We start from the raw sequence: 18998 nt of genomic DNA, 5'->3' as shown, positions 1-18998 counted from the left end.
CCCTGGATGCGGTTCGTCGCGAGTGATCACTCGACGGTGTGGCCACTCTTGCGACGAACCGTTCATGCAAGGGGAATGCGCATGCCAAGAAGAAACCAATTAACCTAATGAAAAAGGCTGGTTCGAGGGTTAACCCTCTATGATCGCGGCTTCGCGCCCCGCTCCTTCAGCATCCCCGCCATCAGGTCGATCTCCGACTGCTGCGCGTCGACCATCCCCTGCGCGAGCCGCTTCTCCACGCCGACCGCGCACTTGTCCACACAGCCCTTCGCCATGTGGATGCCGCCCTGGTGATGGTCCGTCATCAACTGGAGGTAGAAGACCTCGGCCTGCCTGCCGTTGAGCGTGCCCAGCCGCTTCATCTCGGCGTCGGTCGCCATGCCCGGCATCAGCGAGCCCTCGCCGGCCGACGGCATGTCACCCATGTCCATCCACGTCATCGGCGGATCGGCCGACACCTTCGGCAGCCCCCACAGGTCCAGCCAACCCAGCAGCATGCCGCGCTGGTTGGCCTGCGTCTGCGCGATGTCGTAGGCGAGCCGCCGCACCTCGACGTCCTTGGTGCGGTCGCGCACGATGTACGACATCTCGACGGCCTGCTGGTGGTGCACGGCCATGTCGCGCGCGAAACCCGCGTCCGCGGAACCGGCGGACGGGGTGCCGTCCGATCCGCCGTCCTCGGCCACGGCGTAGGTGATCGCGCCGGCCGCGACGAGGACCCCGGCCACGGCCACGGCCACTCCGGCGAACCTCACTGCCCCAGACCACCCGTGCACGCCGCGCCGGGCTCGGGCGTCTGCTCACCCTGCACGAACTTCTCGAAGAACTTGTCGACGTTCGGGTCGCTCGCCCCCGTCACGGTCCGCTGGTGGCCCCACGCGGACAGCATGATCGGGTCCTTCTGCTTGTCGTCCGGGCTCATCAGTGTGTACGGAGTCTTCTTCACCTTCGCCGCGAGCGCGTCCACGTCGGCCTTCTTCGCCGCGCTGGTGTACGTCACCCAGACCGCGCCGTGCTCCAGCGAGTGCACGGCGTTCATGGTGCCGATCGCCTTGGTGTAGACGTCGCCGTTGCAGTTCATCCACACCTGGTTGTGGTCGCCGCCGACCGGGGGCTCCATCGGGTAGCTCACCGTCTTGGTCACGTGGTTGCGGCCCAGCGTGCCCTTCCAGGTCTTCACGCCGTCCGAGCCCGTGACGAAGTGCCCCTTGCCCTTGCCGTCGGCCGCGGTGCTGTCGTCGTCGGACTGCGACTGCACCAGCACGACGGAGCCGACGACCAGACCGGCGACGACGACCACGGCGGCGCCGATGGTGAGGATCCGGTTGCGGCGCTCCCGGGACTGCTCGGCGCGCCGCATCTCCTCTATGCGCGCCTTGCGTGCCGCTGCGGTGCTCTTCTTGGCGGAACCCATGAGGTGTGTCCTTCTGGGGGAAAGGGGCGGGACGGATGGTGACGATCGGTCCGCTGATCGTAGTGGGACCGGGGTGCCTTCCGGCAGGGAGCCCAGGGGAAACCGGGGCACGCGGTGAGACGGGGAGGGCCGGGCATTACGTATGTCAGTCCGAGCAGGCAATATGGGCGGCAGAGCAGTACATCCGCCGGACGTGAGGCGTTCACCCCCGGGTCGCCGCGACGATCAAGGTCGGCAACGCACACGAAATGCTGTTGTGGTGTGATGCTCAGGTGCCCGACCGCCTCCTGCGGGACCCGGAGACAGGCGGCCTGACCAGCAAGGATGGGGAAGCGGAAGATGGACAAGCAGCAGGAGTTCGTGCTCCGGACCTTGGAGGAGCGCGACATCCGGTTCGTACGCCTGTGGTTCACGGACGTGCTGGGCTTCCTCAAGTCGGTCGCCGTGGCTCCGGCGGAACTGGAACAGGCCTTCGACGAGGGCATCGGCTTCGACGGGTCCGCGATCGAGGGATTCGCTCGCGTGTACGAGTCCGACATGATCGCCAAGCCGGACCCGTCGACCTTCCAGGTTCTGCCCTGGCGGGCCGAGGCCCCCGGCACGGCCCGGATGTTCTGCGACATCCTCATGCCGGACGGCTCCCCGTCCTTCGCCGACCCCAGGTACGTCCTCAAGCGCGCCCTGGCCCGCACCTCCGACCTGGGCTTCACCTTCTACACCCACCCGGAGATCGAGTTCTTCCTGCTGAAGGACCGCCCGCTGGACGGCTCACGCCCGACCCCGGCCGACAACTCCGGCTACTTCGACCACACCCCGCAGAACATCGGCATGGACTTCCGCCGCCAGGCGATCACCATGCTGGAGTCGATGGGCATCTCGGTCGAGTTCTCCCACCACGAGGGCGCCCCCGGCCAGCAGGAGATCGACCTGCGCTACGCCGACGCGCTCTCCACGGCCGACAACATCATGACGTTCCGCCTGGTCATGAAGCAGGTGGCGCTGGAGCAGGGCGTCCAGGCGACCTTCATGCCCAAGCCGTTCTCGGAGCACCCCGGCTCGGGCATGCACACCCACCTCTCGCTCTTCGAGGGCGACCGCAACGCGTTCTACGAGTCCGGCTCGGAGTACCAGCTCTCCAAGGTCGGCCGCTCCTTCATCGCGGGCCTCCTCAAGCACGCGGCGGAGATCTCCGCGGTCACCAACCAGTGGGTCAACTCCTACAAGCGCATCTGGGGCGGCACCGAGCGCACCGCCGGCGCCGGCGGCGAGGCCCCCTCCTACATCTGCTGGGGCCACAACAACCGCTCCGCCCTGGTCCGCGTCCCGATGTATAAGCCCGGCAAGACCGGCTCGGCCCGCATCGAGGTCCGCTCCCTCGACTCCGGCGCCAACCCCTACCTCGCCTACGCCCTCCTGCTGGCCGCCGGCCTCAAGGGCATCGAGGAGGGCTACGAGCTCCCGCCGGGCGCCGAGGACGACGTCTGGGCCCTGTCCAACTCCGAGCGCCGCGCCATGGGCATCGAGCCCCTGCCCCAGAACCTGGGCGAGGCCCTCACCCTGATGGAACGCAGCGACCTGGTCGCCGAGACACTGGGCGAGCACGTCTTCGACTTCTTCCTGCGCAACAAGCGGCAGGAGTGGGAGGAGTACCGCTCGGAGGTGACCGCGTTCGAACTGCGGAAGAACCTGCCGGTGCTGTAAGGGCAGGTCAGAGGGGTTTTCCGCTGATTCGGCGAATGGGGCCGACGGTCCGCGACCGTCGGCCCCATCGCGCGTCACGGTCTCTGGGCCGTCTCTGGGCCGTCTCAGCGTCGACACCTCGTCCTCCGTGTGCCTCTGCCCCATCGGGGAAGCCAGCACCTAGAGGTCGGCCGGGGGAGCGTCGAGCTGGCCTTGCTTCAGCCGGTCGGGGTCTCTGGCGACCTCTTCTGCCACGGCCTCGCTGAACGCGAGAACACGATTTGTAAGGTAGAGGTCCAGGGCTGCATAGGTGACAACATCCATGTTGAACAAACCCGTCATGGACCTCATCTTGATGTCCCGTTCAAGGGAAACCCACTCCACCTGCTCTGCGATAGGGGCGACTTCTTCGCCGTCTACATAAAAGAGTTCGCCGCTTGTTACCAGGACTGGGAAGCATAGGTTTAGGACTGCGTACGATGGGGGCTCGGCAGTATCCCGAGGCGGTCTGAATGATTCTACAGCCTTCATCAAAGGGACCGTTGTGGACTCAAAGATAGACGAGTTGTCTGTTTGCCATTTATTTTGTTGCAGATTCAGGCGAACCAGTTGCACCCCTTTTCTGCTATCGAGGTTAGGGCTGCTGGGTAGGGTGTGAAGTCCCAACCAATTCCATGTGGGGATAACTCGAATGGTGCGCGGGTGGTCTGCCTGAGTATCGTGCCACGTTACGGAGCTGATCGGCATAGTGTGGGAATGTGGTTGGTGACTCCTGTCCCGACCGTTTGGTTTCCTGCCCAGGACTACATAAGGGCCGGTTGACCGCTTGCACTCAATGACAAGCTGGATGAGTACTTGAATGTCTTTTGACGGGTCGCCCCATGCCCTCTTGATGGCATACACGTCGACTTCCCGAGACTTTCCTTCGTCGGGGTCCTCGAAAGCTCTTCCAGTTGTTACCGAGAAGCCGAGAGATCTTACCTGGCTTGCTACGCGTTGTTCCAGGAGGTACCCAGTGCGCTCAAGCGCGCCGATTACCTCGTCGCTGTTGGGTGAGGGGAATGCGCGATCAGTCACAGATGGATTGTAGCTAGTTCGGTGCCAGCGCGGGCGATGTTCCGGGATAGCCTGCAAGTAAGTGTGGCTATCCCGGAAGTCTGGTCTTTCCGTCTCTCGTCTCTTTACAGCGCCGTCAAAGGAGAGGAAGCCGCCTGATACAGGCTGTCCACGGCCTTCCGGGCCCGCGCGTCACTGCTCGGCATGAGGTGGGTGTACACCCGGAGCGTGAACCCCGGATCGTTGTGTCCGAGGTAGTTGCTCAGCGCCTTGACGTTCTCGCCAGCGTTCAGTAGGACCGAGGCGTAGAAGTGCCTGAGAGCGTGCATACCGTGTTCGCGGGCGGCGTGGTGACGCTCACCCGGTTTCGGCTCGGGGATCACTCCTGCCGCGACGAGAGCGGGCTTCCAAGCGCGGTCGTTGAAGTCGGTCCGCCGGACTGCACCTGCGCCGTCGAGGCGAGTGAACAGCAACTCGCGCGTCACCATACGGCCGTCCTTCCGCAGCCACGGCAAGGTGATCGAGACCGGTGGGAACTCCTTCATGTGGCGCTTGAGGGCATCCGCCACGCGGTCGGGCAGGGGAACGTCACGGAGCTTGCCCCGCTTCGGCGGACCGAATACGAGGCCGCCGGTCGTCACCTTCACCTGGTTCACGATGTGCAGCCAACCGGACTCAAAGTCGATTTCATCGACGGGGAGCCCGAAGATCTCCCCTTGCCGCAGGCCGCATCCCGCTCCGAGGTCGACCGCCGCACGGAAGCGCTCCGGCAGGGCCTCCCGGACACCGAAAACGCGTTCGGCCGTCCATGGCACCACGCGGCCCGTTCCCGGTGCGGGTGGGCGTACCGATTGCGCGTGGCACGGGTTCTTCGCCAGGTGGCCGTCATCCACGGCCGCGTTAAGGATGGTCGACACGTTGTTGTAGATCACTCGCCGGTACGACGTTGCGGGTACGGCCTGCTCCAACTCGCTCAGCCAGTCGCGAATGTGTTCCGGCTTGAAGGAGCCGAGAGGGCGCGAACCGATGTAGGGGATCGCGTGGCCGCGAACCGTCGAGGCGACCGTCTCTCGGGTTGTCAGGTCGGTGGTCTGAGTCTTCAGCCACTTCTCGGCGTACTGCCGGAACGTCGTTCGGCCGGCGGCCGGGTCGACGTAATTGCCGCTGTCCATGTCGGCCTCTACCTTCGAGAGCCATTTCTCGGCGAGGCGCTTCTGTCCGTCGGGGTAGCTCTTGGACTTCTCGGTTCCGTCGGGGCCGACGTACCGGGCCCGGTAGCGGAGACCACTGCCGTAGCGGTCGGTGCGGACGCGGACGGTCTTGCCGTTGGCGTCGATCTCGGTCTTGTACCAGCGATCTTGGATGTGGCCAGCCATGCGGCGGCGGTCCTCTCTCGACATGAAGCAGGGAGAGCCGTTCGTGACGGCTCTCCCTGCTGTTTCTGGCGGGTGTTCAGCTACGCGGCGTTGCGGTCGGCGTCCTTGCGTTGCGTGACATAGGCGCGCACGTCGGCGGGGTCGTAGCGGAGGTGTTTGCCGATGCGGAAGCCGGGCGGGCCCGTCCGCTTCTTGCGCCACTGGTAGACGGTCTCGATGGGCACCTCGAACATCCCGGCGATGTCGTCGGGGGTGAGGTACCGGTCCGGTAGACCGCCCCGGAGGGTTGCGCGGGGGTCGGCTACGGGAGAGACGGTTGGGCTCAAGGCTCGCTCCCTTGTGAGTCAGGGTTCGCGGGGGAGTGCCGCCACAGAAACCACGAAATACACAGAAACCCGTAATCACGGGGCTGACCTGCACTGATGCCGGGCGATGCTGGCTTCCACAGAAATCGACGAAGGTTCCACAGAAATAAGGGGGCCGGTGCGGCGGGCCGGGTCGGGCTTATTTCTGTGGCTTCTTTGCGAGATTCTGTGGCGGAGCGCCGCGAGCCGCCGAACGAGACTGTCTGTGCAGGTCAGGCGGCTCGCGGCGGGTATTTCTGTGATTCTGTGGTTTTTGTGGGCGGCTCAGGTGGTGGGATCTGTCAGCCGGGGGTGGACCAGGTAGCGCGGCGAGGGCGGCCGGCCGCGTCCGCCGGTGCGCACGATGGGTTGGGCTCGCACGTAGCCGTGGTCTTCCAGCAGGTTCAGCGTCGGGTCCAGGTCCGCGGCGGTGGGGAACTCAGAGCGGGAGAGCTTGACCATTAGGTCGCGCTTGCTGACCTCGGTCCACCGATGCATGCGCAGCGCTTCCAGGACGCTGTGAGCGCGGGCGGTGGTGTGGTCGGCTCCCATGACATCGAACGCGGCGAGGGCGTGCGCGGTGTAGTACTGCCCCAGCTCGATGGCCGCGTTCATGGTGTCGGCGGTGACGGGGTGGGCGTAGCCGTTGCCGCCGTGTTCGGCGAGGTGCAGCAGCGCGGCCATGCGGGCGGTCGCCCCGGCCAGCTTTCCGGCCCAGTTGGAGATGTGGCCCAGCGTGCCGCCGCGTGCCTTGAGTTGGGGTTCGATGCGCTTCTGATAGGCGATCAGAGCCGCGTCCGCCTCAGGAGAGAGCTGGATGACGGCCGGGTCGGTCCACTCCGCCAGCGACAGCGTCAGATCAATGACCTGCTCGGTGTAGGCGGCGGCCGTCTCTTCCGGGACCGGGTCGGTGATGATCTCGCGTTCGCCGACCGTGGACACCGGCAGGGAGTACAGGAAGCGGGCCAGCAGGCCGCGTCCCTCGAACCCCTTCACCTTCCCGATGTCCTTGAGCACGTCCGGCTGTACGGCGAGGCCGATGGTCAGGGCGGGGGCGTCGATGTACTCGCGGCGGGTCTGCCGGTTGACCCGCAGCCGGTCCCCGGCATGCCCTTTCAGGAAGACCTCCATGTTGGGGGCCCCGGAGTAGCGGCCGGCGATGATGTCGAAGATGCCGCCCTCAGCGCTCATCACCGACAGCCGGCCGCCCTGTTCGGCCATGAGCGAGGTGACCGTCTCGGGTGTCGAGTCATCGGCCAGCAGCACCGGTTCGGCCGGCACGGTGAGCGTGTCGGCGGTCTGCGCGAGGCCCACGGCGGTGGCCACCATGTCGTCGCGCTTGTCGCCGTCGGCGGACGCGGCCTTGGCGGCGGCCCTGTCGGCCGCTTCCTTGGCCAACCGCGCGGTCAGCTCTGCTTCCACGATGACCGGCTTCATCGCCGTCTTGAGCTGCTTCTCCGCCTCATACAGGGGGTTGGTCAGCAGGGCGAAGACGGCGGACTTGCGGTTGGCGGGCGGGAGCGCGACCACGGTGTAGAGATTGGTCGGTTCACGCCAGTTGCCGCGTACGTGGACCACGGACCGGCCGCCGGCCGCCGTGGCGAGCACGGCCAGTGCGATCGATCCGGCGAGGTCCACCGGGGTCTGCGTCTCCTGCGCTACGGCGGTCACGAACTCCCCAAGCCAGGCCGGAAGAACGTGCGCGGGAAACGGGGGCCGCTCGCGTCGGCCGGTGAGGGGAATGGGGTCCTCCCACACCTCCAGTGCGGTGTCGTCCTCGCCGGGCGGGTCTTCCAGGGTGGGCAGTCCGGCCCATAGGTCGGTGCTGTCCACAGGCTGTGGAGTCATGAGGCCGTCCTCCCTTCGGCGGTGGTGGTGTGGGGGCAAATGCCGACGATGACGCGGGTGGTAAGCCGGGCGACGGCGGCGCGGCCCCGGGCGCGTTCGTGCTCGCCGCAGGGGCAGAGCCAGTCCGCGACGGGGATGCCCTCCAACTGGATGTGAAGCCCCGGGGTGATGCCAGTGACGGTGACCGTATGCGGGCCAGAACCAACGGCAGAAAGGACGCCCTTGCGGGCGGCGCCCTTCGGTTCGCCCGCAGTCGGCCGTAGCGCGCCCTGCGTGGCGCCCTGAGGGCCGTTCGTGGAGTTTCGGGATGCTTTGTTCATGCCGCGCGCTCCATAGCCGCCTCAAGGCCGTTGGTGACCGCGCGGCGCGCGTACGCCTCGGGTACGCCAACGGAGACGGCGGCGGTCACGATCTCCTCACCGATCGCGGCCAGGCCGCACGGTCCCGGGCACGCGGTGTGCTGTGCGGCGAGGAAGCGGGCGACGCCGAACGCCTGTGATCCGGCGCCGGACTCGGTGCGGGCGCGTACGAGGGCGAGGCCGCGTTCCAGTCCGGTGCGGACGTATCGCTCGGTGTGGCGGCACCCGGTGGCCACCGACCGGTTCCACGGGGTGCGGGCGGGGAGAGAAGAGGCCACCCCGCGCCGGGCGGGGGTGGTGTCTTCCTTCACGACCAGGGCGCGCACGGCGGCCGTCAGAGGCGCCATGCGGCCGGTCCCGGGACCGAGCCAACGCGCATACTGCGCCAGCGACTTGACGTCGACCCCCGGCCGGACCGCGTTCGACGACAGCATGACGCCCAGGTAGAGCCAGTGTTCGCCGCGCGTGGTCGGCACGATCCGGGTGGCGGGCAGGGTGGCGCGGGCCCAGTCGACGGCTGCCGCGTTGTCCAGGTCCACGACGGTGAGTCCGGCCCCGCCGGGGTGGTAGGCGACCGCCACCGTCTCACGCCACACCGTCGCCCACGCGGGTGAGGTGATCACGTGCAGGTCGGTGGTGGCGGCGGCCCATGCGTGGCACGGCGCGAGGCACTGGCAGGGGCCCGCGCTCTTCATGGTGGGGCGTCCTCCGCACGCGTTCCCCTTGCATGCAGGGCAGTTGCCGAACGGGACCTTTCCCGCCCGCAGGGGCAGGACGGGGACGCCGGCCGCCGCGAGGGCGAGGGCGGCATCCAGGGGGGTGGGTGTGGTGGTCATGCGGCGGCCCTCCCTTGCAGGGCGAGGTACTGGGTGGCGATCCATTCGGTGTAGGCGGGCGGGACGGCTTGCCGGGCTTCGATGTTGGACATCCAGGTGCAGCCCATAGCGTCGGCGTAAGCCCGCTCGCCCTTGTGCTCGAACGCCAGCAGGCCCTTGTGGTGCCAGCACGGCGGGACCAGGTCCCCGCCGCCTCCCCACGAGGTCTCGAACGCCCGGTGGCGGCGGACCCTGAGACCGAACTGCGTACCGCACAGCAGGTAGTCCGGCCTGAGCGGTGCTTCGGGGACGTTCTCGATGACCCACGGCAGCCCGGAGGCTTCCAGCCGCGCACGGCCGGGGGTGAGCAGGTCGGGGTGGTCGGCGCGGCTTCCGCGCCATGCGGTGACGTTGGCGAAGTGCTGGCACGGCCATGAGGCGTGGACCAGGTCGAAGCCGTCCAGGGGGAAGGTGAGGGCGTCGGCCTGGTGGAAGGGGAAGGGGTAGTTGGGCTGCGGGCGGTTGTCGACGCCCACGACGTCGAAGCCGGCGAGGTAGTAGCCCATGGACAGGCCCCCCGCTCCGCAGCACAGGTCCAGCACCCGCAGTCCGTTGGGCCGACGCAGCGGCACCACACGCGCGCTCACGCGGCCACCCCCAGCGCGGGGACCCGGTCGGCGAGGTAGGCGCGGCCGATCCACTCGGTGTAGGCGGGCGGGATCGCCTCCGTCAGTTCCTCCCGCACGTCCGTCCACGTCATGCCCATGGCCGACTGGAGTTCCGGGATGGACGGCTTGCCGCCGCCGTTGCCGTACGCGGCGACATAGGGGCCGTCGTAGAAGCGGCCGTGCCGGTAGCCACGGACCCGGCCCCGGTGCGCGACGTGCGCCGGCCGCCCGGTGGTCCAGCCGCCCAACTCGAAGTTGCGGTGACGGATCACCCCGAGCCCGAACATCTCGCCGCACAGCGTCAGGTCCTTGCGAATCTCCGCGCGGCCGTTCGGCTGCTCAATGACGTACGGCAGACCGGTCGCGTCCAATAGGTCACGGACGGGGGCGACCAGGTCGACGTGGGCGCGGCCCCACCCTTGCGAGGCATTGGTGCCCACAGTCAGCGAGCATCCGTATTGGCACGGCGGGGAGGCGTGGACGAACGCGTACCGGCGGATCTCGCCCGATGCGATCAGGTGGGCGAGGTAGGTGAGGGCGTCGCCGTGGTGGTAGGGGAAGGGGTAGTTGGGGCGGTCGGCGATGTCGCAGCCGTCCACCGCGAACCCGGCGCGGTAGTAGCCCATGGCGGCACCACCGGCACACGAGAAGAGATCCAGCAGACGCGGCCGGGACGCTCGCCCCGTACGGGTGGCACGGAGCGAGGGGCCCTCGCCGAAAACGCTCAGTTGGGCCATGCTGTAGGTCTCCTGTTTCTGTTTCGTCGGGACTGGAGACCGGGGGCGGCGGGTTGTCCTTGTCCGGGAGCCGCCGCCCTCGGCAGAGCTAAAACGGGGCTCCGTTGCTGTAGCCGCCGGGCCCCCACGGGTCAGGAGCGGCCGTGCGGCGCCGCAGCCACCGGGGCCGGTGCGGCAGGGGAAGCAGGATCCAGCGCCGGGTCTCGTTCCAGCACTTGCAGGGCTCCCAGTCGCTGCCGGCGTACTCGCCGGTGTGGTCGCCGTAGGGGTGCTCGAAGCCGCCCATGCCCTGGCAGTCGCGGCAGTTGGGGCGGGGGGTGTCGGTCAGGATCAGGGCCCGGGGCCAGTGGGCGACCTGAATGCGCAGTCGGATCACGGGTGTTGCTCTCCCTTATTCAGCGGCGGTGGTCGTTGTGGGTGCGGGCGAAGATGCCGCGCGTGTGGGTGGTGGTGTGCTCCTGGTGGACCGGCCCGGTGTAGTGGTGGTGGTACTCGTCCGGGGTGGCCTCGCCGATCCGCCGGAACAGGCGGGCGAGGGCGAGGACGGGAACGGCGACGGCGGCCGGGGCGGCGCAGATCATCCCGATGACCGTCGGGTCGGCCTCCCGGGAGGCGATCAGCACCCCGATCGCGATCAGGCCGGGCGGGACGGTGGCCAGTCCGGCGGTGAGCATGAGGCGGGAGGCGTCCACGGCCCGCTGGGACATCGGCGGCACCCCCGGCTGCGCGACCGGCGGCATGTCGCCGTGCGCGGGCAGAGGACTCGTGTCGCGGTAGGAGGTGGGCACCTCGGGGGCGGGCCGGTAGGCGTCGGCGATGATGCGCGCGGCCTCGGTGGCAGCCTGATCGTCCGTGAGCGGGACGCCGGTGCGGACCGGGGCGGGGGTGGACTCGTGCACGGGAGCCTCTTTCAGTTGCCGAGGGTGGACAGGGCGTCGGCGGTGGCCTTGACGACGCTGACGATGGGGTCGTAGGCGCCGGTCCCGGCGGTGAAGAACCCGAACAGGAACAGGACGATCGCGGCGCCGCCGCCGGCGGACTTGGTCTTGACGGCGAGGGCGGACGCGGCGCCGAACAGCAGCACGGCGGAGATGTCGAAGATCACGGGATGCCTTCCGGCCGGTCGGTCAGGGGGTGTCGGTGCCGGAGCGGTAGATGCGGGCCCAGCGGTTGTAGAGCCAGCGGCCGGCGCGGATGCGCTTGCCGGTGGCCTTGCAGCGGCGGCAGTCCTTGCCGCGCTTGGGCCGTCCCTTGCGGTCGGTCTTCATTGCGTGGCCCATGCCGTGGCAGCGGCGGCAGTTGCCGAACGGCGAGGCCGCACACAGTCCGCTGTAACCGAGTGTGACTATGAGCAGGCAGGTGATAGCAGCGAGGATGGGGGTCATCAGGGGCCCTCCGGGCGGGTTTTCGGGGGTTTCCGCAGGTGGGGTGCTATCCGCTAGATCGCAGATGGGGTGCGGTTTGGGGTGCTAGCGGGGGTGCTACCGGTAGCAGGGCACCCTGCTACCGGTAGCACCTTGCCGGGGCTATGCGGCGCCCGGCTTCTCGTTACGCTCCGCAATCGCCTTGAGGAGGTCGGCGCGGACGATGCCGCGCCGGGTGGTGCGGGTGCCGTCCTCGGTCGTGCCGGCCACGTCGCGGGTTTTGATGCCGTGCGGCTTGAGCGCGGAGGTGACGTTCTCGCCCTTCCAGCCGCCGTAGACGTCCGGGCGCAGTTCGACAAGGCGGGCGGCGATCCGCTCGTTCCACACCCGCTCTTCCGCCTCCGGCACCACCGCGAGGACGTCGGCGAGCAGGTCGTAGGCGGGGCCGGTGACCGTCTCGGGGGCCTCTCCGAGGGCGAAGCCGGACAGGAGTCCGGCCTTCTCGCGGATGGTGCGGGCGCGTTCGGCGATCGCGTCGGCGCCGGGGGCGTCGACGTAGACGGAGGAGACGATGCGGGCATCGGCACCTTCGCCGACGAAGTAGTGAATGCCCTTGTCGCCCCAGGCGAACATGGTCGCCCGCACCCCGCGCTTGTAGGCGGAGGTGCCCAGCACCATGTCGTTCTCCGTCTGGCCCATGACCTTCAGGCACCACCGGGCGGACGCGTTCGCGCTGATCCCGGTGGGCAGCGACTTGGCGTCCGGGCGCTGGGTGGCCAGCAGCATCACGATTCCGGTGGCCGGTCCCCGCTTAACCAGGTCGGTGGCGATCTCCTCGAACTCCTTGCCGTGCTCGGGGTGCTCGAACAGGACCTGGCACTCATCCACCCCGACCACAATCGGGTGCAACCCCAGCGACCGCTTGTCCGCAAGCTGGCTGGTCACCTTGTTCTCGGGGCAGATGTCGCGGGGCAGTGAGCGGATCACCTTCACCCGGCGGCGCAGTTCCTCCCGCAGGGCACGGAAATCACCCAGCACGTAGAGGATCGCTTCGTCATCGTCACCGGCGGCGTGCCGGTGGGAGACGTTGTTGCCGACCGGATCGAGGTCGCCGGTGCCCTTCATGTCGAAGCTGTGCACCTCCGCCCGCGGATCCAGCGCCGCGATCAGCAGAAGCAGCCTGAGCAGGAAGGTCTTGCCCATGCGGGGGATCGCGCCGATGACGCCGGCGATGAACATCAGGGTGATCTCAACCCAGCGTCCGCGCTGGTCGGTGCCGAACGCGACCGGCTTGAACAGGTCGACCGTGCCCGACTTGGCCAGCGGCCATGCGGGCTTCTTCGCGGTGTTCATGTCCTGGTCGCCCGCCCACAGCACCAACCGCCCCGGGTGCTCCGGCGCGGCCTCCGGCCACACACACCCGAGCGGGCGGCGCAGGCCGGAGGCCAGGCGCTCGCGCTTCTCGATGATGTCCGTGACCGTTACGCCGTACGGGAGTTCGCCCGTGGCCCGCCAGCCGGGACCGTCGCGGGTGATCGGGGCGGTGAACTCGAAGCCGTCCCGGCCCTTGGCCTGCGCCTGGCTGATCGCCGGAATGCCCAGCGCCCCGAGCGCCCGCAGCACGATGTCACTGGTGAGCTTGGATGCCTTGGGGATCTCCACCGCCCGGTGGATGACCGGCTGGTCGGCCTTGCGGCCGTTCATGCCCAGCGCCAGGACCAGGGCGCCGACTGAGACGGCTTGCAGCCAGTCAGGGGCCAGCACGTACAGGGCGAGCGCCAGACCGAGACCGACGAACATGCCCAGCACCATGACCAGCGTGCGCAGTCGCACCCGTCCGTCCCGCTGCCGGGACAGCTTCAGGTACTCCGCCGCGTCCTCGCGGCGCACGGCCGCCAGACGCACCGGCTCGCCCTCGCGGTCGGCGACCCACCGCATGGTGCCGCCCACGAACCGGGCCAGCCCGGACGGGGCCTGCATGGTCAGCCGGGCGGCATACACCGGAGTGCGCAGTGCGTGGTACCCGGCGGTGTGGGCGTAGTGGCGGGCCACCCACGCGGACGCGGTCTTGAGTTCGGCGACCGAGCGCAGCCACAGCGGGACGACGTCCCGGCGCTTGGCGGCCGCCAGTCGACCGAGGTAGCCGGGACCGGCCGCCTGTGTGGCCGGGTCGTCGACCAGCCGCCGGGCGGTCGGGTCGGCCGACTCGGGGTCGGCGGTCGGAGTCGACTCGCGGGCGGCGCGCGCCTTGTCGAGGTCGACCACGTCCGCCCCCTCCCCGGGGGTGGTGTCGGTGGCCATTTCGGCTTCCAGCCGGTTGAAGAGTTCGTTGTCGTCGTCGGGGTGCTTCACTGAGGTTCCTTCCGCTTTCGGGTGTGAGGGAGAGCGGGCCCGGCCGACGCTGTAGGAGGTGGGCGGCCGGGCCCGTGAGAAGAGAGTCAGCCCAGATGGGGCGAACCAAGGCACGCAAAGTGCGTGCCCTGTGTGCTTCAAGCGGCGCGCTGTTCCTCGGGAAAGGCGCATGCCACGCAGGCTCCAAGGGTGGGCGGGATGACGTATCCGGCATCCCGCCGGCACTCGGGGCAACGGCGGCGCGCGGCGTTGGCCTTGGCCAGCGCCGCCCACCTCGCCGGGGTCATCGGGCGTACCGGGTGGGCGAGGTCGATGCGGTACAGGTACGCGGTCAGCGGCTCCCGCCAGCGACGCGGCCTCAGCATCTGCGCCGCGATGTCCTGACCGCCCGGCCGCAGTCCACGGATGCGGAGTTGGCGGCGGGTGGCCATGCCGTCGGGGGCGTAGCGCCACGGGTAGGTGGGGATGCCGAAGCGCTCGCCGTCCGGGTCGAAGCAGTCGGCCAGCGTCAGCCGCTTCACGGGCCGGTGGCCACGGCGGCACGCTCAGACAGCAGCGTGTCCCGCAGCATCCGGGCGTTGGCCGGCGAGGTGTGCACCTCACGGCGGATGCCCTCAGCCGTGATCCGGCTGTCCGGCCACCCGGCGGTGACCGTGCGGGCCTCAGCCAACAACTGATCCGCCGTGCGCTTGTGCCTGACCGGCCGTGCCACCTGAGGAACCCGGCCGGTCGCCCGACGGGGTCGACTCGATGCCGCCGGGACCGCCCGCACCACCGGCGCCGGAAGCGAGGGCGGGGCGATCGGGGCCGGAGCGGGGGCGAGCGGCTTGAGCGGGAGAATCGACTTGCCCAGGTCCACCGCGACCGGTTCGGGGACCGTGAGTCGGGTCAGTGTCACCACCGGGGCCGGGATCGATTCCCGCAGGTCAGGCATAGACCGATTCCTCATAGTCTCGGTAGATTCCTCCGCATTCGCGTCCGCCTCGGGGATCGGGGCGAGGGCAGGGGTGGTGCCGCCGAACATCGAACCGAGCGCGGCATCCGCACCGGCGGTGATCCGCTCGCGCTGGACATCGAGGAGCCTCGATCCGAGCGCCGCGTCCCCGATCCCGACCTTGCGGGCCAGGCGCCACGACTTGCGCTCCGACCACCACTGAACCCGACCGCTGGGGTGCTGAGCGGCGCGGGCGCGATGGTAGGCGAGGGCCTGTACGAGGTCGGCGGTGCGCCGCTCGTTCTCCGCGTCGCGGCCGTCGGTGTGCACGACGATCCGGCGGGCGAGGAACGCCATGCCCTCAGCGGAGACGGACATGCCCATCGGGGTCAGGGCGTAGATCACGGTGCGTCCCGGGTCCGGCGCGGCCGTGGCGCCCATGACGGCGGCGGCGGCCGGCAGCGCCCACAGCCCCATCCGCACGATGCGCGGCGAGGACTGACCGAGCATGGTCAAGCCCAGCAGAACCAGGGCGAGGACGGCGGTGGCGCCCTCGCCGGCACCGAGGGCACCGAGCGCGGTGCCGGCGCCGTAGGCGTGCCCGATGTTGCTGTAGGTGCCGATCCCGCCGACCACGCCTGTGGCGAGCATCGGCACGAACGCGGCTGTCAGGACGCCGATCTGAAGCTTCGTCAAAGGCTTGCGGGTCTCGTTCATGCCGCCTCCCTCCGCTGTGTCGTGTGGGTGCCGGGGCGGCCGGTACGGCGTCCGGCGGTCGTGGTGCAGCGGGGTGCGAAGGCGGCGTTCTGCCATCCGCCCCCGCCGCGCTTGGCCGTGTACATCGCTTCGTCGGCCAGTCGCAGCAGCCCCGACAGCTCCCGTCCGGTCCCACCGGGGACGTCGCTGGAGAGCACGGCGCCGATGGACGCACCGACCGTGAGGTCACGTCCGGTGTGGCGGAACGGGGCGGTGATCTCGTCGTGCATGCCTCGCAGCAGCCACGGCAGCGCGATCGGGTCGGACAGGGCGACGGCGGCGGCGAACTCGTCACCTCCGAGGCGTCCCGCGACCGCCCGCCGATGGCCAGCAAGCGCGTCGGTCAGGCTCGCGCCGGTGGCGCGGATCGCTGCATCCCCGGCGGCGTGGCCGTGGGTGTCGTTGACGGCCTTGAATCCGTCCAGGTCGACCAGCACCACCGCGACGTGTGCGTGCCGGGCCAGCAGTCGGGCGGCACGCTGCTCGAACGCGTCCCGCGTCCACAGCCCGGTCAGCGGGTCGCGTCGGGCCGTCTCGATCCGGCGCGTCAGCCGCAGCGCGTGAACCGACCACCCGGCCGCCAGCGGCAGACCGGCAGCGGCGGCGTACATCAGCTCGCTCATGCCGCACCCCCGAGGGCGAACACGAGGGCCAGGATGAGCAGGGCGCCGCCCACGCACGTCAGGTCGACCGCGCGGCGCAGGCAGGTGAACTTGGCGACCGCCAGTCGGGACAGGCCCGCGATGTCGGCGGCGAGGTCCCGGGAGGCGGTGAGGTTGGTGATCTGCTCGGGGGTGAGTGTGGCCCACAGCGGGAAGCCGTGTCGCCCCTTGATGTTGGGGCGCACCGACCGCAGCAGCAGACCCGCGGCCCCTATCAGCAGTGCCAGTCCCAAACCGCCCGCCGCGTAGGCGAGGGGGTTCAGCGGCATGTCACGGGCGATCGTCCACCCGCCGGCGAGCACGGCGCCGACGAACGCCAGCAACAGCGCGGTCTTGGCGTCGGTCCGGGCGATCTCCGCCTTGACCTCAGTGTGCGCGGCCGTCAGGTTCTGTGTCACGGCGTTCATGCTGCTTCCCCCGTTCCCGGCCGGAAGCCGCGAGCGGAGCGCAGGAATGGCACGGTGCGGGTCAGGGCGTCGGCGTACAGGGCGTCCCACCCGGCGATCTCGTCACCGGCCTCCGCCTCCGCGACCAGGTCGGCGAGGACGTCACGGGCCGCGTCCTCACGGGCGGCCCGCTCGCCGTCCGTCTCGAACTCCAGCGGGCCCCGGAACAGGTCGACGTCGATACCGAGCGCCAGTTCCGCGAACTCGATGTCGCCGTACGCCTCTTGGCCGGCGACGTAGGTGCGCATACGCATGGTGGGGTCTCTCCTTGAAAGCGTCGGGAAGGGCGCGGGGCGGTCGGTTGTCCTGTCCGGGAGCGGCCGCCCCGCGAAGAACGGGGGTCAGGCGGTGCTAGCTGATCTGCACGTGGCCGCTGGTCACCCGGCGGCGGACGTTGAGGTGAGCGGCGCCGGTGATGCGTGCGCTGCCCGAGGTGGCGTTGACCGTGAGGCGGCCGGTGGCCTGTGCGGTGGCGGCCATGCGGAGGTTGCCGGAGGTGAGGTTCAGCCGGGCGCAGTGGCCGCTGTAGGCGGCGATGTTGACGTTGCCGGAGGTGAGGTTGATGTCCAGCGGGCCGCTGACCTCGCCGACGATGACGCTGCCGGAGGTGACGATGGCTTCCAGGTCGCCGACGCGCTCAGCGGTCAGCGTGCCGGAGGTGCCGTCGTACTCCAGCCGCGCGAGCGTGCCGGTGACGACGGTGTTCGCGCTGTTGGTGCTGATCGCGGCCACTGACTTGGCGGGCAGGTGGATCGTGGCGGTGATCGGGGTGAGTGCGTCCCCGGCCGGGCCGGTCGCGGTGACCTCGCGGCCGTTGACGAAGACCTTGCCGCCGCCGTGGCCGGTGATGTGGACGTTGCCGTTGACGATCTGCACGCCGTTGCCGCCGGAGAACGTCATGGTGTTGCCGCCCACCCGGATCGTCGTGCTGCCACCAGCGCCGCCGGCCACGTCCGGGACGCGGACCCGGAGGTTCTGCCCGGTGAGGCTGACGGTGGTGTCGCGGATCGCGTCGGCGGACGGGCCGGAGGTCGCCTCCGTCGTCAGTGCCATGCGCGCCTGCTTCAGCATCGCGTCGACGACGACGCGGATACTGCCGGTGCTCATCGCCAGATCCAGGGCGATCGGGCCGACGACGTCCACGGGGATGATGCGCTCGGTCATGGGCTACTGCTCCTGACTATGTCGGGAAAGGAGACCGAGCGCGGCGGGATGTCCTGTCCGGGAGCCGCCACGCTCGGTACGCAGGCCAACGCCGCACGAAGCGGCAGGCCAAGTGCCCCGGGCCCGATCCGATCGGGCGCCCCTCACGGCTGGTTGCCGGGGCTACGAAGGTGCTGCGGATTCAAAATCACGCAATGCCGTCACCGCCCCGAAGGGCGGATCAGGGCAGGTCACCCGGCCCGACATGGGCGTCGGGATGGTGACCCGCACCCATCGACCACCCATGTGCAGGTGGCTGGGTCGGCACTCTGTTGAGTTCTTCGCAGTGCTGAATCCGGGCCTTGCTTCCGGGCACTGACACGGCCGTTGAAGCCCTTCCGGGCCTCGCGTTCGGCGATGACTTCAGATTGACCTAGGTCAATCCGACTGTCAAGAGGGTGCGACTGAGCGACGTGAGATTGACCTAGGTCCGGTTACTCTCGGGGGCATGGATCAGAGCCCCGAAGTGACCAAGCCCACGCCGACGGCCAAGGAGATTGCGGCGCAGTTCCGCGAGAAGATCACGGGCCCCGATCGCGAGTACGACGCGGGGGACCGGCTCCCAGCAGCTCGCGCCCTCGCTAAGGAACTCGGTGTACAGCTCATGACTGTTCAGAGCGCGTACGGCCAACTCCGTGACGAGGGGTTGATCCTCACCCAGCAGGGGCGCGGGACGTTCGTCCGCGACCCCGCTGCCCCCCTCGGCACAGAGCCGGGCAGTAGCCCCGCATTCGCGGCCCTGGCCGCAGAGCTCAGCACGATTCATGACGCTCTCCGATTGCTCGGGGAGCGGCTTGACCGGCTTGAGCAGCTTGTGGGTAGCGAGACTCCACCGTCGCTGTGAGTTCATCCGCACGCCTCAGCAGTCGTTCGGCCTTGAGGCGTGCGTCCCTCAAACTCGCTTTGACCAAAGCGAGTTCAGCAGGAGTCATGCATTCCAGCTCGCCGCTTCGCTCATTGATCCTTGGCATGCCAATGAGCATG

23 protein-coding genes are annotated in these 18998 nt (G+C 69.1%); 2 read left to right on the top strand and 21 right to left on the bottom strand.

Annotated elements, in window-relative coordinates; all coding sequences use genetic code 11:
- Positions 1 to 137: 137 nt before the first annotated feature.
- Both ACIQJT_RS15185 and ACIQJT_RS15180 read right to left on the bottom strand, forming a co-directional pair.
- Positions 138 to 755: a DUF305 domain-containing protein gene (locus ACIQJT_RS15185; RefSeq protein WP_053849697.1), complete on the bottom strand. Its 618-nt coding sequence runs from the start codon at positions 753 to 755 to the stop codon at positions 138 to 140.
- Positions 752 to 1414 carry a DUF3105 domain-containing protein gene (locus ACIQJT_RS15180; RefSeq protein ID WP_402643500.1) on the bottom strand — a complete coding sequence of 221 codons (663 nt, stop codon included), beginning with the start codon at positions 1412 to 1414 and terminating at the stop codon, positions 752 to 754. The genes ACIQJT_RS15185 and ACIQJT_RS15180 overlap by 4 nt, the downstream gene beginning before the upstream one ends.
- 339 nt (positions 1415 to 1753) lie before the next feature.
- Here ACIQJT_RS15180 and glnA point away from each other — a divergent pair, with 339 nt between their 5' ends.
- The gene (gene glnA, locus ACIQJT_RS15175; RefSeq protein WP_028807424.1) at positions 1754 to 3115 is read left to right on the top strand and encodes a type I glutamate--ammonia ligase; all 1362 of its coding nucleotides are present in this window, start codon (positions 1754 to 1756) and stop codon (positions 3113 to 3115) included.
- Between the two features lie 159 nt (positions 3116 to 3274).
- Here the strand turns inward: glnA and ACIQJT_RS15170 are convergent, their stop codons facing one another.
- The 19 genes from ACIQJT_RS15170 to ACIQJT_RS15080 form a co-directional block, all read right to left on the bottom strand.
- Positions 3275 to 4171 (bottom strand): hypothetical protein, encoded by an 897-nt coding sequence (locus ACIQJT_RS15170; RefSeq protein WP_402643497.1) that lies wholly within the window; start codon positions 4169 to 4171, stop codon positions 3275 to 3277.
- A gap of 104 nt (positions 4172 to 4275) precedes the next feature.
- Positions 4276 to 5526, bottom strand: coding sequence for a tyrosine-type recombinase/integrase (locus tag ACIQJT_RS15165; protein ID WP_402643495.1), 1251 nt, complete (start codon positions 5524 to 5526; stop codon positions 4276 to 4278).
- Positions 5527 to 5606: 80 nt separating this feature from the next.
- Positions 5607 to 5852: a helix-turn-helix domain-containing protein gene (locus ACIQJT_RS15160; RefSeq protein WP_402643493.1), complete on the bottom strand. Its 246-nt coding sequence runs from the start codon at positions 5850 to 5852 to the stop codon at positions 5607 to 5609.
- A 303-nt stretch (positions 5853 to 6155) separates the two neighbouring features.
- Positions 6156 to 7718 carry a YfjI family protein gene (locus ACIQJT_RS15155; RefSeq protein WP_402643490.1) on the bottom strand — a complete coding sequence of 521 codons (1563 nt, stop codon included), beginning with the start codon at positions 7716 to 7718 and terminating at the stop codon, positions 6156 to 6158.
- The gene (locus ACIQJT_RS15150; RefSeq protein ID WP_402643487.1) at positions 7715 to 8038 is read right to left on the bottom strand and encodes a hypothetical protein; all 324 of its coding nucleotides are present in this window, start codon (positions 8036 to 8038) and stop codon (positions 7715 to 7717) included. The genes ACIQJT_RS15155 and ACIQJT_RS15150 overlap by 4 nt, the downstream gene beginning before the upstream one ends.
- Positions 8035 to 8913, bottom strand: coding sequence for a bifunctional DNA primase/polymerase (locus ACIQJT_RS15145; RefSeq protein ID WP_402643485.1), 879 nt, complete (start codon positions 8911 to 8913; stop codon positions 8035 to 8037). Before ACIQJT_RS15145 ends, ACIQJT_RS15150 begins: the two co-directional genes overlap by 4 nt.
- On the bottom strand, positions 8910 to 9539 hold the full coding sequence (locus ACIQJT_RS15140) for a DNA cytosine methyltransferase (RefSeq protein ID WP_402643482.1): 630 nt from the start codon (positions 9537 to 9539) through the stop codon (positions 8910 to 8912). Before ACIQJT_RS15140 ends, ACIQJT_RS15145 begins: the two co-directional genes overlap by 4 nt.
- On the bottom strand, positions 9536 to 10186 hold the full coding sequence (locus tag ACIQJT_RS15135; RefSeq protein WP_402643721.1) for a DNA methylase: 651 nt from the start codon (positions 10184 to 10186) through the stop codon (positions 9536 to 9538). Before ACIQJT_RS15135 ends, ACIQJT_RS15140 begins: the two co-directional genes overlap by 4 nt.
- A 199-nt stretch (positions 10187 to 10385) precedes the next feature.
- Entirely contained in the window at positions 10386 to 10673 is a 288-nt protein-coding gene (locus ACIQJT_RS15130; protein WP_402643479.1) for a hypothetical protein, read from the bottom strand.
- 19 nt (positions 10674 to 10692) lie between these two features.
- Complete coding sequence (locus ACIQJT_RS15125) at positions 10693 to 11196, bottom strand: hypothetical protein (protein ID WP_402643476.1); 504 nt, start codon at positions 11194 to 11196, stop codon at positions 10693 to 10695.
- Between the two features lie 11 nt (positions 11197 to 11207).
- Complete coding sequence (locus tag ACIQJT_RS15120; RefSeq protein WP_123761058.1) at positions 11208 to 11402, bottom strand: hypothetical protein; 195 nt, start codon at positions 11400 to 11402, stop codon at positions 11208 to 11210.
- A 22-nt stretch (positions 11403 to 11424) separates the two neighbouring features.
- Positions 11425 to 11682, bottom strand: coding sequence for a hypothetical protein (locus ACIQJT_RS15115; protein ID WP_402643473.1), 258 nt, complete (start codon positions 11680 to 11682; stop codon positions 11425 to 11427).
- 141 nt (positions 11683 to 11823) lie between these two features.
- Positions 11824 to 14013, bottom strand: a complete 2190-nt coding sequence (locus tag ACIQJT_RS15110; RefSeq protein WP_402643470.1) for a cell division protein FtsK — start codon at positions 14011 to 14013, stop codon at positions 11824 to 11826.
- A gap of 137 nt (positions 14014 to 14150) precedes the next feature.
- Entirely contained in the window at positions 14151 to 14534 is a 384-nt protein-coding gene (locus ACIQJT_RS15105; RefSeq protein ID WP_402643468.1) for an RRQRL motif-containing zinc-binding protein, read from the bottom strand.
- Entirely contained in the window at positions 14531 to 15664 is a 1134-nt protein-coding gene (locus tag ACIQJT_RS15100; RefSeq protein ID WP_402643466.1) for a conjugal transfer protein, read from the bottom strand. Before ACIQJT_RS15100 ends, ACIQJT_RS15105 begins: the two co-directional genes overlap by 4 nt.
- Positions 15661 to 16326, bottom strand: coding sequence for a GGDEF domain-containing protein (locus ACIQJT_RS15095; protein ID WP_402643463.1), 666 nt, complete (start codon positions 16324 to 16326; stop codon positions 15661 to 15663). The genes ACIQJT_RS15100 and ACIQJT_RS15095 overlap by 4 nt, the downstream gene beginning before the upstream one ends.
- Positions 16323 to 16772: a Pycsar system effector family protein gene (locus tag ACIQJT_RS15090; protein WP_402643461.1), complete on the bottom strand. Its 450-nt coding sequence runs from the start codon at positions 16770 to 16772 to the stop codon at positions 16323 to 16325. The genes ACIQJT_RS15095 and ACIQJT_RS15090 overlap by 4 nt, the downstream gene beginning before the upstream one ends.
- Positions 16769 to 17059 (bottom strand): hypothetical protein, encoded by a 291-nt coding sequence (locus ACIQJT_RS15085; RefSeq protein ID WP_402643719.1) that lies wholly within the window; start codon positions 17057 to 17059, stop codon positions 16769 to 16771. Before ACIQJT_RS15085 ends, ACIQJT_RS15090 begins: the two co-directional genes overlap by 4 nt.
- Before the next feature lie 103 nt (positions 17060 to 17162).
- Entirely contained in the window at positions 17163 to 17975 is an 813-nt protein-coding gene (locus ACIQJT_RS15080) for a DUF4097 family beta strand repeat-containing protein (RefSeq protein ID WP_402643458.1), read from the bottom strand.
- 487 nt (positions 17976 to 18462) lie between these two features.
- Here ACIQJT_RS15080 and ACIQJT_RS15075 point away from each other — a divergent pair, with 487 nt between their 5' ends.
- Positions 18463 to 18858, top strand: a complete 396-nt coding sequence (locus tag ACIQJT_RS15075) for a GntR family transcriptional regulator (protein ID WP_402643456.1) — start codon at positions 18463 to 18465, stop codon at positions 18856 to 18858.
- The last annotated feature ends 140 nt before the right edge of the window (positions 18859 to 18998 follow it).

Origin of the sequence: Streptomyces sp. NPDC091972 (assembly GCF_044756385.1) — a bacterium.
Taxonomy (GTDB): Bacteria; Actinomycetota; Actinomycetes; order Streptomycetales; family Streptomycetaceae; genus Streptomyces.
This window is presented reverse-complemented; position numbering and strand designations above follow the sequence as displayed.